13 protein-coding genes are annotated in these 13,191 nt (G+C 67.0%); 6 read left to right on the forward strand and 7 right to left on the reverse strand.

Features of this window, described 5'->3' with window-relative positions; all coding sequences use genetic code 11:
• Positions 1-45 precede the first annotated feature (45 nt).
• Entirely contained in the window at positions 46-369 is a 324-nt protein-coding gene (locus RSE14_RS14335; protein WP_324076935.1) for a hypothetical protein, read from the forward strand.
• Between the two features lie 7 nt (positions 370-376).
• Here the strand turns inward: RSE14_RS14335 and RSE14_RS14340 are convergent, their stop codons facing one another.
• Both RSE14_RS14340 and RSE14_RS14345 read right to left on the reverse strand, forming a co-directional pair.
• Positions 377-1,993 carry an FAD-dependent oxidoreductase gene (locus tag RSE14_RS14340; protein ID WP_324074791.1) on the reverse strand — a complete coding sequence of 539 codons (1,617 nt, stop codon included), beginning with the start codon at positions 1,991-1,993 and terminating at the stop codon, positions 377-379.
• A 59-nt stretch (positions 1,994-2,052) separates the two neighbouring features.
• Positions 2,053-3,909 carry a DUF885 domain-containing protein gene (locus tag RSE14_RS14345; protein ID WP_324074792.1) on the reverse strand — a complete coding sequence of 619 codons (1,857 nt, stop codon included), beginning with the start codon at positions 3,907-3,909 and terminating at the stop codon, positions 2,053-2,055.
• A gap of 74 nt (positions 3,910-3,983) precedes the next feature.
• Between RSE14_RS14345 and RSE14_RS14350 the strand changes: the two genes are divergently transcribed.
• Positions 3,984-4,196, forward strand: coding sequence for a hypothetical protein (locus RSE14_RS14350; protein ID WP_324074794.1), 213 nt, complete (start codon positions 3,984-3,986; stop codon positions 4,194-4,196).
• 25 nt (positions 4,197-4,221) lie between these two features.
• Here the strand turns inward: RSE14_RS14350 and RSE14_RS14355 are convergent, their stop codons facing one another.
• Together RSE14_RS14355 and RSE14_RS14360 are read right to left on the reverse strand one after the other, a co-directional pair.
• Entirely contained in the window at positions 4,222-4,896 is a 675-nt protein-coding gene (locus RSE14_RS14355) for a TonB family protein (protein WP_324074795.1), read from the reverse strand.
• 350 nt (positions 4,897-5,246) lie between these two features.
• Positions 5,247-5,903 carry an alpha/beta hydrolase gene (locus RSE14_RS14360; RefSeq protein WP_160760491.1) on the reverse strand — a complete coding sequence of 219 codons (657 nt, stop codon included), beginning with the start codon at positions 5,901-5,903 and terminating at the stop codon, positions 5,247-5,249.
• 64 nt (positions 5,904-5,967) lie between these two features.
• On the opposite strand from RSE14_RS14360, the gene RSE14_RS14365 reads away from it, so the two are divergent.
• The 4 genes from RSE14_RS14365 to parC all read left to right on the forward strand — a co-directional run bounded on the left by RSE14_RS14365 (position 5,968) and on the right by parC (position 10,796).
• The gene (locus tag RSE14_RS14365; RefSeq protein ID WP_324074798.1) at positions 5,968-6,999 is read left to right on the forward strand and encodes a cysteine desulfurase family protein; all 1,032 of its coding nucleotides are present in this window, start codon (positions 5,968-5,970) and stop codon (positions 6,997-6,999) included.
• Positions 6,996-8,093, forward strand: coding sequence for a cysteine desulfurase family protein (locus tag RSE14_RS14370; protein WP_324074800.1), 1,098 nt, complete (start codon positions 6,996-6,998; stop codon positions 8,091-8,093). The genes RSE14_RS14365 and RSE14_RS14370 overlap by 4 nt, the downstream gene beginning before the upstream one ends.
• A complete protein-coding gene (locus tag RSE14_RS14375) occupies positions 8,090-8,425 on the forward strand; it encodes a 2Fe-2S iron-sulfur cluster-binding protein (RefSeq protein WP_324074801.1) in 336 nt (111 codons plus the stop codon). The genes RSE14_RS14370 and RSE14_RS14375 overlap by 4 nt, the downstream gene beginning before the upstream one ends.
• A 61-nt stretch (positions 8,426-8,486) precedes the next feature.
• Entirely contained in the window at positions 8,487-10,796 is a 2,310-nt protein-coding gene (gene parC / locus RSE14_RS14380) for a DNA topoisomerase IV subunit A (protein ID WP_324074803.1), read from the forward strand.
• Here the strand turns inward: parC and RSE14_RS14385 are convergent.
• From RSE14_RS14385 to RSE14_RS14395, 3 genes are read right to left on the reverse strand one after another with little or no spacing between them, the layout of a single operon-like run.
• Positions 10,793-11,986, reverse strand: coding sequence for a CCA tRNA nucleotidyltransferase (locus RSE14_RS14385; protein WP_324074804.1), 1,194 nt, complete (start codon positions 11,984-11,986; stop codon positions 10,793-10,795). The genes parC and RSE14_RS14385 overlap by 4 nt on opposite strands.
• Positions 11,976-12,602: a CoA pyrophosphatase gene (locus RSE14_RS14390; protein WP_324074805.1), complete on the reverse strand. Its 627-nt coding sequence runs from the start codon at positions 12,600-12,602 to the stop codon at positions 11,976-11,978. The genes RSE14_RS14385 and RSE14_RS14390 overlap by 11 nt, the downstream gene beginning before the upstream one ends.
• A complete protein-coding gene (locus tag RSE14_RS14395) occupies positions 12,599-13,153 on the reverse strand; it encodes a DUF1285 domain-containing protein (protein ID WP_324074807.1) in 555 nt (184 codons plus the stop codon). Before RSE14_RS14395 ends, RSE14_RS14390 begins: the two co-directional genes overlap by 4 nt.
• Between the last annotated feature and the right edge of the window lie 38 nt (positions 13,154-13,191).

Genomic DNA, 13,191 nt, shown 5'->3' on the forward strand with positions numbered 1-13,191 from the left:
GCCTGCGTCACACTGGCCTCCACGCGATTCGCGAGGAGAGACATGATGAGCATTCTTGATGGTATCCTGAAGAACATCGGCGGCGCGCCGGACGATGTCGTGAACCTTGCCAAGCAGGTGGGGCTTGATCCTGGGATGGTGGAAGCTGCCATCGGCGCGCTCGGCCGCACCCATCAACTGGACGGCGACACAGTCACGCTGGCCGCGGAAAAGACCGGCCTCAGCCCCGAAGTGCTCCAGCAGATCGTCACCGCGATCGGCGGCGAGGGCTCGCTGTCGAACTTCGCATCGATCCTCGACCGCGATGGCGACGGCAATCCGGTCGACGACATCATGGACATCGCCAAGGGGCTGTTCGGCAAGAGCTGAGGCGGATCTAGACCCGCGTATCCTCGAGATATTGCCAGATCCGGCTGACCACCACCGAACCTTCACCGACTGCGCTCGCCACGCGTTTGACCGAGCCTGCGCGCACATCGCCTACCGCGAAGATGCCGGGCGCGGTGGTGGCGTAGTCATCCGTCTGTCCGGCAGCCGCGCCGGTCAGCACGAAGCCCTTCTCGTCGGTTGCGGCAAGGCCCGACAGCCAGCCGGTATTGGGCGCGGCGCCGATCATGATGAACAGCGCGCGGGCATCGATGCGCCGCTCGCTTTCTCCGGTCTTGAGGGTGATGCCTTCAAGCCAGCTTTCGCCGTGGAGCGCGGTGACTTCGCTGTGATAATGGATCGTGACGCGCGGATCGGCCTCCAGCCGCTGCATCAGATAGCTCGACATGCTTTCGGCAAGGCTGCCTGATCGCACCACCAGATGGACATGGGCGGCCGCGCGGCTGAGGAACATCGCTGCCTGCCCCGCCGAATTGCCGCCGCCGATCACCACGACCTCGGTGCGCGAACAGAAGCGCGCTTCCATCTCGGTCGCCGAATAGAAGATACCTGCGCCTTCCAGCTCCTCCAGCCGGGCGAGCGGCAGGCGGCGATATTGCACCCCCGTCGCCACCAGCACGGCGCGGGCGCAGAGTTCATCGTTATCATCCAGTGTGATGCAGTAGGTGCCGTCCTCGCGCCGCGACAGGCCCTCCACCCGGCGCGGCATCACAAAGCGCGTGCCGAACTTCATCGCCTGCACCTGTCCGCGCCAGGTGAGGTCCGTACCGCTGATGCCGGTGGGAAAGCCCATGTAGTTCTCGATCCGGCTGGAGGTGCCGGCCTGCCCGCCCACCGCCGTATCCTCGATCACCAGCGCGGGGATGCCCTCGCTCCCGGCATAGACCGCCGCCGCCACCCCCGCAGGGCCGCCGCCGACGATCACCAGCTCATATGTGCGGCGCGAACAGATATCGAGATCGAGCCCGAGATATTGCGCCACCTTGCGTGGGGAAGGGTCTTCCAGCCGGGTAAAGGTGCCGAGGATCACCGAAGGCTCGTGCTTGATCAGGCTGCAGACCTGCACGGTTTCGGGATCGACCCCGTCGAGATCATAGCTCTCGAAGGGGATGCGGTTGCGCGAGAGGAAGCGTTCCACCGCCTGCACCTTGGGATCGCGGTCCGCGCCGATCACCTTCACCGCACTGTTCTTCAGCTCGTATTGCTTGCGGCGGCGTGCGGCGAAGACGGTGATGATGTGGTCGCTCAGTTCCGGCACGCGGCTCATCAGTTCGAGCATCGCCGGGCGCGGGGCCTCGATCACGCGGGTGTCCACGCTGGCGCGCATCTTGAGGTAGTTGGTCGCGCCGCTTAGAAACCCGATCTCGCCCATGAACTGGGTCGGGCCGAGGCCGGATTCGAACATCCGCTCGCCGGTGTAGGGATTGACCACCTCGACCTCGCCTTCAAGGATGTAGACGAAGCGATCGAGCGCCTCGCCGATATCCATGACGATGGCGCCGGCCGGGTCGAACACCTCGCCGCCGATCGCGCAGATCGCATCGACATGGGCCGTCGCAAGCGGCACCCGGCGCATGGTTTCAAGGTCTTGTCCGAGCGTTTCCATCTGCGCCTCCGGCGGTCATCCGGTCAGCAGGGTTGCCCGCCGGAGGTTGCAAGATGGTGTCAGGCCTTGGCGCTGGCAATATAGCGGCTGACGGTATTCGCCACGACATTCAGGGGCGCGTTGCCGCCCAGCACCACGGCGGTGTTGAACGCTTTGAGATCGTAGGCGCTGCCGAGTTCTGCCTGCGCGCGCGAACGCTGGCGGACGATTTCGGTATGGCCGATCTTGTAGCCGCAGGCCTGCCCCGGCCAGCTGCAATAGCGATCGACCTCGGAGGCGACTTCCTCGGCCTTGGAGCCATTGCGTTCGACAAAGAACTGGCGGCCCTGCTCGCGGGTCCAGCGCTTGGAGTGGAGGCCGGTGTCCACCACCAACCGGCAGGCGCGGAAGGCGAGCGACTGGAGGTAGCCGAGGCGGCCGACCTTGAATTCGTCATAGGCGCCCAGCTCGTCCGCCAGCTGTTCTGCATAGAGTGCCCAGCCTTCGGAAAAGGCGTTGAAGGCGAGGATCGAGCGGATCAGCGGCAGGCGGTTGGAGAATTCGCCTTCCCACACGTGGCCCGGAATGCTCTCGTGGAAGGTGAGATCGGCAAGGTCATACTTGCGGTGCAGATCGGTGGTGCGCAGGTTAATCCAGAAGCGCCCCGGAATGCTGCCGTCCTTGCTGCCCGCCCCGCCATAGGCCCCCGGCGCGCCGGGTTCTTCGGCGAGCGGGAGGCGGCGCACTTCGAGCGGGGGATCGACCAGCTTGTTGAAGGCGCGCGGCATCTGCGCCTTGATCCAGCCGAGCCGCTCGTTGATGAAGGCGAAGATTTCCGCGCGGCCCGCGTCCCCTTCGGCAAAGTGGTATCGCGGGTCCTGCGAAAGCGCCTGCATCCGCTCGCCGACGCTGCCCTTGGTGTAGCCGATCTCCTTGAGGATCGGGTCCATCCGGCCGTGGATTTCTTCGAGTTCGGCAAGACCCTGACGGTGGATCTCGTCAGGGGTGAGGCGCGTGGTGGTCGAGGCGCCGACGGCCCAGGCGTAATATTCCTCGCCCATCGGCTGGGCCCACATGCCGGCATTGTCCTTGGCCGCGGCGCGCTGGACCTTGAGTTCGGCGATCTGGCGTTCGAGCGCGGGGACGATGCCGCTGGCAACGATCCGCTCGGCCTGCTCGGCAGCCTTCGTCGCGCCATCCAGCTTCGCGGCCGCGAGCGGGCCGGCGTAGCTTTCCGATGCGCCTGCAATGCTCGTTTCCATCTGGCGGATCGCCTTGTCGAGCAGGAAAGCGGGCGGCACGAGGCCCATCCCGCGCGCCGACCGGATGCGCTCAAGTTCCCCGTCGAGCAACGCGGGCACCTCGGCAAGGCGCGACATGTAGGGGCCGACATCCGAGGCCGCGAACAGCGGCTGGCTCGAGCCGAAGAAGCGCGGCATGTCGAGATAGCCGCCGACGTTCTGGATCACCACATAGGGCGCGTTGCGCCAGCTGCCGACCGCGACATCGCCATAGGGCATGGCCATGCCCTCCACAGCGCGGGTGAAGGCGGTTTCGACCACCTCGAAGCCGATTTCCTGATCGTCGGTGAGGCCCCCACGATCCTTGGCGCGCGGGAAGGCGCGGGCTTCGGCTACCAGTTCCTTGAGTGTTGCGGCATAGGCGCTGCGCCCTTCCTCGCCGCCGACCCCGAAGGTCGATCGCCACGCGGCATATTCGCCGGTGTCGACCCCGAGCCCGGTTGCCCGGCCCGGCTCGTGTGCGAGCATCTTGTAGGCGATGCGGTCCAGCGTCGCATCCGCGCCGCCCGGAGCAGCGGGGGTGCTGATCGGCGCGGCATCGCTGCGGGCGCAGGCGGGCAGCAGGGCAAGGGCGGAAACACCGGCAAGCCCGGAAAGGGCCTGGCGGCGGGTGAAATCATGGTTGCTCTCTCTCATGCGGGCGAGGTTTGGCGTTCGCCTGCCTCCAAGTCAATTGCGCGGGGGCGGCCCAAGCGGCTATGGGCACGGGCATGACCGATTTCGTGCTCTCGCTCGTGATGCTCGCCGCGCTCGCGCTGGTGGCGGGCGCTTTTGTCCTCTGGCGCCGCACCGGCGAGGCAAAGCAGCCGCTGCTGATGGTGCTGCTGGCGGTGATCGCGGTCGTCAACGTGCTGATCTGGACCGTGCCGAGCTCCACCGGCAAGGCACCGATCGAAGAGATCAAGGCGGCCGGAGAGGGGTAAGCCTCCCCGGCGCGCCGTCACCAGATCAATCAGGAATATTCCAGGTGATCGCACCCGAGTAGCTGCCGCTCACCGGGCGGCCACTGCTGTCGCGCGCTGCATCGAAGCGGGAGCGTTTGGTCACCAGCTCGCAGGTCGCGGCATCGAGCACGCCGTGTCCCGTCGAACGGGTGATGCTGCACCCTGTCACCTTCCCTGCCGCATCGATCGTCAGGGTGAAGCGTGCGGAACCCGAAAGGCCCTGCCGCAGCCAGTTCGCGCGGTAATCGCTATCGAGCACCCAGCGCGCCGGATTGTTGCGCGGGGCCGCGCCAACCGGATCGAAGGGCGAGGCGCTGGGGGAAGGCCCGGGGATGCCGAAATCGACCGGGCCGACCTCGACGCCCTTCAATTCGTCCACGCCGGGCAAGGTGGTGACAGGAGTGGTGGCGAAATCGAAGGGGATCGTGTCCGGGCGGGTGGTGGTGGTGGGGCTCGCTGCCTTGGTGCTGGTGTTGCTGGTCGGCGCCGCGGGATCGGGCGGCGGCGGGGGGATCGGGATCGGCTTGACGGTAAAGCCCTGAAGCGGCGGCGGCTCAGGTGTGACGACCACCGTCACGGCAAGGCCCACCACCAGCAAGGCGCCTACGGCAGCGGGAATGCCGAGGGCGCCGACAAGGGCAGCGGGATTGGGACGGCGGGCATGGGAGGCATAGGTCATCAGGGGTCTCCTCTCTCCATCATCGTGGGAGCGGTGGCCGGAGTGCCGATGACAAGCGCAGACCCTCCGGCCTCGCTCGGCTCCGAGAGTACTATGCTTTTTGTTAGGCGCGAAGACATTTCGCGTTGCTTTTCAATACTGTATTTTTTGCAATCAAATCAGTAGAGAAAAGAGAGAGGAATAGGCTGGGGAACTTTCTGGCCCGCCAACGAACGGGCCGCGAGCGCACGCGCACGCGCCGCAGGCGCCCAAGCCCAAAGACATTGAAACGCGGCCCTCAAGCAGCGAAGCGGTAGGGCAACAAAGGCTCGCCGAGGACTGCACGCCGGAGGGCGTGCAGCACGCAAAAATCACTTAATCGGGCAATCCGGCGAGAGGCGGAAGTCGAGATAGTTGTCGACCGACTTCATCAGCTCTTCGAGTTCGTTCTCGAAGAAGTGGTTGGCGCGCGGAATTTCCTCGTGGTGGATGGTGATGTGCTTCTGGGTGCGCAGCTTGTCCACCAGCTTCTGCACCGCGTTGGGCTGCACCACCGTATCCGCCGCGCCCTGCACGAAGATGCCGCTGGCAGGGCAGGGTGCGAGGAAGCTGAAGTCGTACATGTTGGCGGGCGGCGCGACCGAGATGAAGCCGCGCACTTCGGGGCGGCGCATAAGGAGCTGCATGCCGATGAGGGCACCGAAGCTGTAGCCGGCAATCCAGGTGCTCTGCGCTTCAGGATGGATCGACTGCACCCAGTCGAGCGCCGATGCCGCGTCGGAAAGTTCCCCGATCCCGCTGTCAAACGAGCCCTGCGAGCGGCCCACACCGCGGAAGTTGAAACGCAGCGTGGCAAAGCCGCGATCCGCGAAGGTTTTGTAGAGGCGCTGCACGATCCGGTCGTTCATCGTTCCGCCGCCTTCGGGGTGCGGGTGCAGGATCATCGCCACCGGCGCACGCGGGCGCGGCGGCGGGGAGAAACGGCCTTCAAGACGGCCTTCCGGGCCGGGGAAGATGACTGAGGGCATCGGTTAACCTTGTGATCGAGAAGCCTGCGCGCCGGGTGGCGCTGGCGATTGCGCGGCCTATATAGTGTCACTCGCGAAAATCGCAATTTCTTGTGAGGAAAAGGTCATTCCCCAGCGGGTCTATCTCGATCACGCCGCCACTTCGCCGCTGCGCCCCGAGGCACGGGCGGCGATAGAGGAGGGCTTTGCCATATGGGCGAACCCTTCCAGCCCCCATGCGGAAGGGCGCAAGGCGCGCGCCGCGCTGGAGGATGCGCGCGAGCGGATCAAGGCGGCGCTGGGCTGGGACGGGGAGCTGATCTTTACCTCGGGCGCGAGCGAGGCCCTGTGGATCGCGCTTAATCGCGCGAAGGCGAAACGTCGGATCGTCAGCGCGGTGGAGCATGACGCGGTGTTGCGCGCTGCGCCCGATGCGACGGTGTTCACCGGCGAGGAGCCCTTCGATCCTGCCACGCTGCTTGCCGTCCAGCAGGTCAATTCCGAAACCGGCACGATCAATCCGGTCGCGCAAATGGCGGCTCCGCTGGCCGAGGCGGGGGCGCTGCTGCTGTCCGACTGTGCGCAGAGCGCGGGCAAGCTGGCGCTGCCGGATGCCGACATGCTCGTGGTCAGCGCGCACAAGTTCGGCGGGCCGATCGGAGTGGGGGCGCTGCTGGTGCGGGACTTCAACCTGCTGGAGCCGGTCGGCGGGCATGAGCGCGGCTACCGGCAGGGGACCGAGAACCTGCCCGGCGCAATGGGTATGGCGGCGGCGCTGGACGCGGGCGCTTGGGCAAGCACCGCGGAACAGCGCGCCGCCTTCGCCGCACGTGTCGCAGGCCAGCGCATGACCATCGGCGAGCAGGTCGATTACATCTATGCCCTGACCCACCCCGCGATGAGTGCGCAGGCCCTTCTGATACGGCTCGATGCCATGGGCTTCGCCGTCTCGGCAGGGAGCGCGTGCTCCTCCGGCACGCTCAAGAAAAGCCGGGTGCTCGATGCGTTCGGCGTACCCGATGATGTCGCGGCGCGCACGATCCGGGTGAGCTTGGGCTGGTCGACCACGCCCGAGGATCTGGAGCGGTTCGCGGAAGTCTGGGCTTCGCTCGCATGATCTACCTCGACTACCAGGCCACCACGCCCCTTGCGCCCGAAGCGCGCGAGGCGATGCTGCGCTGGCTCGGCGGGCCGGAGAGCGACACTTTCGGCAATCCGCATAGCCCCCACCGCATGGGCCGCATGGCCGCGGCTGCCATTGAGGCGGCGCGCGAACAGGTCGCCGCGCTGTTTCCACCGGACGGGCGGGTGATTTTCACCTCCGGTGCGACCGAGGCGATCAACCTCGCGATCAAGGGCACCGCACGCGGCGACGGCACCAACACCATCGCCGTCTCGGCGATCGAACATGCCGCAGTGCTCGATTGCGGCCACGCCATGCGCGAAACCACCGAGATGCTGGTGCTGCCGGTCGACCCCCACGGCCTCGTCGCGGAGGATACGGTCATCCCCGAAGGCACGCAGCTCACCGCGGTGATGCAGGTCAACAACGAGATCGGGACGATCCAGCCGGTCGAGGAACTGGCCGAGGCGGCCCATGCGGCGGGCGGCTGGTTCCTGTGCGATGCGGTGCAGGGCGCAGGCAAACTCGCGCCGCCAGCCCATGCCGACATGATCGCGGTCTCGGCCCACAAGCTCCACGGCCCCAAGGGCATCGGCGCGCTGTGGGTGCGGGACGGAGTGGACATTGCGCCCCAGACCCATGGCGGCGGGCAGGAGCAGGGGCTGCGCTCGGGCACGCTGAGCCCCGCGCTGATCGCAGGCTTTGGCGCGGCGGCGCGGCTGGCGCTGGCGCAGGGGCAAGAGGACGCCGCCCATGTCGAAGCCCTTTGGCACCGTGCCCGCGAGCTGTTCGACGGCTGGGAGCTGAACGGCAGCGCCGAGCACCGCTGGCACGGCAATCTCAACCTGCGCAAGGACGGGCTGGACGTCGCCCGGCTGATGAGCGAGTGCCGCTCGGTCATGTTCTCCGCCGGCTCGGCCTGCGCGAGTGGATCGGGCCGCCCAAGCCACGTGCTGCGCGCCATCGGCCTTACCGACGCACAAGCAAAGTCCTCTATCCGCCTCGGTTTCGGGCGCTATACGACGGCGCAGGAGATCGAGGCCGCCGCCGCCGCGATTCTCGCCGCCGCGAAGGAACAGGGTCTGTGAGCATCACCATCACCTTCATCGATCCGCGCGGAAGCACGGTCACCGCCAAGGCCGAACCGGGCGACAGCCTGCTGCGTGTCGGCCAGGCAGCGGGCCTGCCGCTCGAGGGCACCTGCGAAGGCCAGATGGCCTGCTCCACCTGCCACGTGATCGTCGCTGCCGAATGGTTCGACCGCCTGCCCCGCGCTGCGGAGGAGGAGGAGGACATGCTCGACTTCGCCGCCGGTGCGCGCCGCACGAGCCGCCTGTCGTGCCAGATCGAACTGACGGCCGAGATGGACGGCCTGTCCGTCAGCATCCCTGCCGAAAGCAGCGACGCCCGCCGTATGTAAGTGCCTCAACCCTGTGGAAACCCCTCTCCCTCGCGCCGCTCAGGGTTGCTAGACGGAGGCCATGTCCGAAACTCCGACCACTGAGGCATCGGACGATGGCTTTGACGCTATCGTCGATGCGCCCTTCGATGCCGCGCTGTCCGAGCGCTATCTCGTCTATGCACTCTCGACGATCACCGCCCGCTCGCTGCCCGATCTTCGCGACGGGTTGAAGCCGGTCCACCGCCGCCTCTTGTGGGCGATGCGGCAGCTGAAGCTCGATCCTTCCAGCGCCTTCAAGAAGAGCGCCCGCGTCGTCGGCGACGTGATCGGCAAGTATCACCCCCATGGCGACGCATCCGTCTATGACGCGATGGTCCGCCTCGCGCAGGATTTCGCGCTGCGCTATCCGCTGGTCGAGGGGCAGGGCAATTTCGGCAATGTCGATGGCGATAACGCCGCAGCCTATCGCTACACCGAAGCGCGCCTGACCAAGACCGCGCTGGAACTGATGTCCGGCCTCGATGAAGGCACGGTCGATTTCCTGCCGACTTATAATGGCGAGGAAATCGAGCCGGAAATCTTCCCCGGCCTGTTCCCCAATCTGCTCGCCAATGGCGCGAGCGGGATCGCGGTGGGCATGGCGACCTCGATCCCCAGCCACAATGTCGCGGAGATCATCGACGCGACGCTGGAGCTGATCGACAACCCCCATGTCGAGCACGCGCGGCTGATGGAGCTGTTCCACGGCCCCGATTTTGCCACTGGCGGACAGGTGGTCGATAGCGCGGCCGCGATTGCCGAGGCCTATCGCACGGGACGCGGCAGCTTCCGCCTGCGCGGCCGGTTCCATGCGCCCGAGGCCAAGGATCCGGGCGATATCGAGGCCGGGATCGAACGGCTCGGCGGCGGGCAATGGCAGCTCGTGATCTCGGAAATCCCCTATCAGGTGCCCAAGGGCAAGCTGATCGAGCAGATCGCGCAGGCCATTGCCGACCGCAAGTTGCCGATCCTCGAAGATGTGCGCGACGAAAGCGACGAAGCGATCCGCATCGTGCTGGTGCCCAAAAGCCGCAATGTCGATCCCGAGCTGCTCAAGGAGAGCCTGTTCAAGCTCACCGATCTCGAAACGCGCTTCAGCCTCAACCTGAACGTGCTCGATGCGCGCCCGGGCATGGGCCGCACCCCGATGGTGATGGGCCTCAAGGAACTGCTCGAAAGCTGGACCTTCGCGCAGATCGACATCCTCCAGCGCCGCGCGAAACACCGGCTGGAGCAGATCGAAAAGCGCCTTGAACTGGTGCGCGGCTACATCATCGCCTTCCTCAACCTCGACCGCGTGATCGAGATCATCCGCACCGAGGACGAGCCCAAGCCGGTGATGATGGCCGAGTTCGAACTCACCGACCGGCAGGCCGAAGCGATTCTCAACATGCGGCTGCGGAGCTTGCGCAAGCTCGAGGAAATGCAGCTGCGCAAGGAGCAGGACGAGCTTCTGGCCGAGCAGGACGAGCTCGAAAAGCTGCTCGAAAGCCCGGCCCGCCAGCGCACGCGCCTCAAGAAGGATCTGCGCAATCTGCGCAAGGACTATGCCGAGGACACGCTGATCGGTCGCCGCCGCACGCTGATTGCCGAAGCCGCGCCGACGATCGAATTCAGCATGGACGCGATGATCGAGAAGGCGCCGGTCACCGTGATCCTCTCCCAGAAGGGCTGGATCCGCGCGGCGAGCGGCCATGTGCCGCTGGATCAGGAGTTCAAGTACAAGGAGGGCGACGGCCTCGCCTTTATCCTCCACGCCCAGACCACCGACAAGCTGCTGCTCGCCGCATCCGACGGGCGCTTCTTCACGCTGGGCTGCGACAAGCTGCCGGGCGCGCGCGGGTTCGGCGAGCCCGTGCGCACGATGATTGACCTGGAAAGCGACGCCAATGTCGCGGCGCTGATGGTGCATCGCGCTGGCGGCAAGCTGCTGCTCGCCTCGAGCCTCGGCAAGGGCTTCGTGGCGGAGACCAGCGAGCTCCTCGCCGAGACCCGCAAGGGGCGGCAGGTGGTGAACCTCAAGGACGGGGCGAAGCTCAACGTCATCCGCCCGATTGCGGAAAGCCACGATCACGTCGCCTGCGTCGGCGACAACCGCAAGCTCGTCGTGTTCAACCTCGAAGAGCTGCCGATCATGGCGCGCGGTCAAGGGGTGCAGTTGCAGCGCTTCCGCGATGGCGGGCTGTCCGACGCGATAACCTTCGTGCTGGCTGACGGTCTCAGCTGGCAGATGGGAGGCTCGGGCGAGCGGACCCGCACCGAGACCGAAATCCGCATGTGGAAGGTGGCGCGCGGTGCTGCCGGACGGATGCCGCCGCAGGGCTTCCCCAAGTCGGGCCGGTTCGACTAGTCGAAGTCGAAGGCGCTCGATCCCAGCTCTTCGGCCAGCATCTGGTTGACGCGGTCGGCGCCGGGGAAGCCCTCGGCAATCCAGCGCGCCTCAAGCGATTTGAGGATGCGCGCGACGTCCGGCCCGGCGGTCACCCCGCGCGCGACAATGGCGCCGCCCTTGAGCGGAAAGACCGGCATTGTCCATTCCGCGAGCGCCTTCGCATCGCCGCCCAGCAGTAGCAGGCGATCGATCGCATGGGGCGCCGTGATGCGATAGGCGAGCGCGGCCGCGTTCGCGCTGTCGCCCGTCTGGCGCTCGGCTGCCGAGACCAGCCGGGTGCGCTGGACTTTCGAGAGGCGCAGGCGCGCAGCGACAGTCTCGCCCACCTCGGGCGAGGGCGGCAGCAGCGCCGCCAGCCGCCGCACGGGATCGGGGGCAAAGCCCTGCGCGGCCTCGGCTGCAATGACCCGCGCAAGGCAGGCCAGCTGCGGCGCGCCCGCCTCGGGCAGGATCACGCCCAACACGCCGCCCGCGCGCATCCGATCGAGGGTGGAGTGCGGATCGGGCAGGGCCAGCAGCGCCAGCAATTCCGCCGCAATCCGCTCGCGGCTGAGGCCCTTCAAGGTATGCGCCAAGGCAGCGCAGGCCGCCTCGGCAGCGGCATCAAGTTCGGCCCCGAAGCGCGCCTGAAAGCGGAAATAGCGCAGGATCCGCAAGTGATCCTCGGCAATGCGCTGCTCGGGCGAGCCGATGAAGCGCACCCGCCGCGCTGCGAGATCATCGAGCCCGCCGAAATAGTCGGCAATCTCCAGCGTCTCGGGATGGGCATAGAGCGCGTTGATGGTGAAATCGCGCCTTGCGGCGTCCTCGGGCCAGTCCTTGGCAAAGGCGATGGTGGCGCGCCGGCCATCGGTTGCCACATCGCGGCGCAGGGTGGTGATTTCGACCGGCCCGTCCTTGAGGATCGCGGTGACGGTGCCGTGTTCGATCCCGGTCGGCACGGTGCGGATGCTGGCCTTGCCGCAGCCCGCGATCACCTCGGCGGGCATCAGCTTCGTGGCGCAATCGACATCGTGGACGCTCGCGCCCAGCAGCCCGTCGCGCACAGCCCCGCCGACCCAGCGGATATTCTCTGCCCCTAGCGCGGCTGTCAGCGCGGCGAGCCCTGCGCGGCGGGGCCAATCGGCTTGCGAAAGATCACGCAGCATCTTTCAGCCTTTCCACCGCGATCCGCCGCGACAGGTTGGCGATGATCGCTGCCGTCACGCCCCAGATGCGGAAGCCCTGCCAGTCAAGCTCGAGATAGCGCCGGTTGGCCCCGCGCCAGAACACCTCGTTGGTGGTCCAGCTGGCAGGATCGAGCAGCAGGGCGAGCGGGGCCTGGAACCAGTCCGCCACCTCGATGGGATCGGGGGTCAGTTCAAGGTCCGGCGGCACCACGCCCAGCACCGGGGTCACCAGAAAGCCGGTGCCGGTGTGATAGACATCGCTGGTGCCGATCACCCGCACCGCTTCGCGCGGCAGGCCCAGTTCCTCCTCCGCCTCGCGCAGGGCGGCGGTGACGGCATCCTCGCCCGGATCGATCTTGCCGCCCGGAAAGGCGACCTGACCGGGATGATCGCGCATCCCGCGGGGGCGCTGGGTGAGGATCACCTGCGGATCATGCGGCACGTCGGTGATCGCGATCAGCACCGCGGCCGGCGTGGCTCTGCCATCCATCGCAAAATGGGCATCGGACAGGAGATCGGGGATCTCGCGCGCGTGCCCTTCGGCAAACAGGCGGGCGAGCGGCTCGTAGAGGCTGGGACGGGCAGACACAGTCATGGCAGCAGCGCAAACTCCGCGCCCTGACTGGCGATCCGCCAGCCATTGTTCTCGGCCCCCTCGGCCAGCGCCAGATCGACCAGCTGGGTCCAGGTCGAGCGGTTGAGCCGCGCCTCGCACCCGCGCCGGACGTGCAGATAGACCGCCGGATTGTCGGCATCGCCCGCCGCGCGCAGGGGGTGCTCCGGCCCGGCGATCACGAGGTCATCGGTGTTGAGGCGGAAGGCGAGGGCATCATCGGCGCGCGCGCAGTCGGTCGCCACGAAGGCGGCATCATCGACTTCGATCGAGAGTTTCTCGAACGGGGTGACCAGCCAGTGCTGGCCCGCTTCGTCCCGGGTGAGCAAGCCCGCAAAGGCGCGCACCATCGCCTCGCGGCGGATCGGTCCGCCCTCGTGATACCAGGTGCCGTCAGCCGCGATCCGCATGAAGCTGTCGCCGATCTTTTGCGGCGCCCAGCCTTCGACCGGCGGCAGCTTGCGCTCCGCCACAAGGCCCGCGATTTCGGCGAGCGTCAGACTGGCGAGATAGGGCGGCGGTTCGTAGGGCATTGCGGATCGGGGATGGCAGATGCGGCGGCGAACGGGAA

Source organism: Erythrobacter sp. (assembly GCF_035194505.1).
GTDB lineage: Bacteria > Pseudomonadota > Alphaproteobacteria > Sphingomonadales > Sphingomonadaceae > Erythrobacter.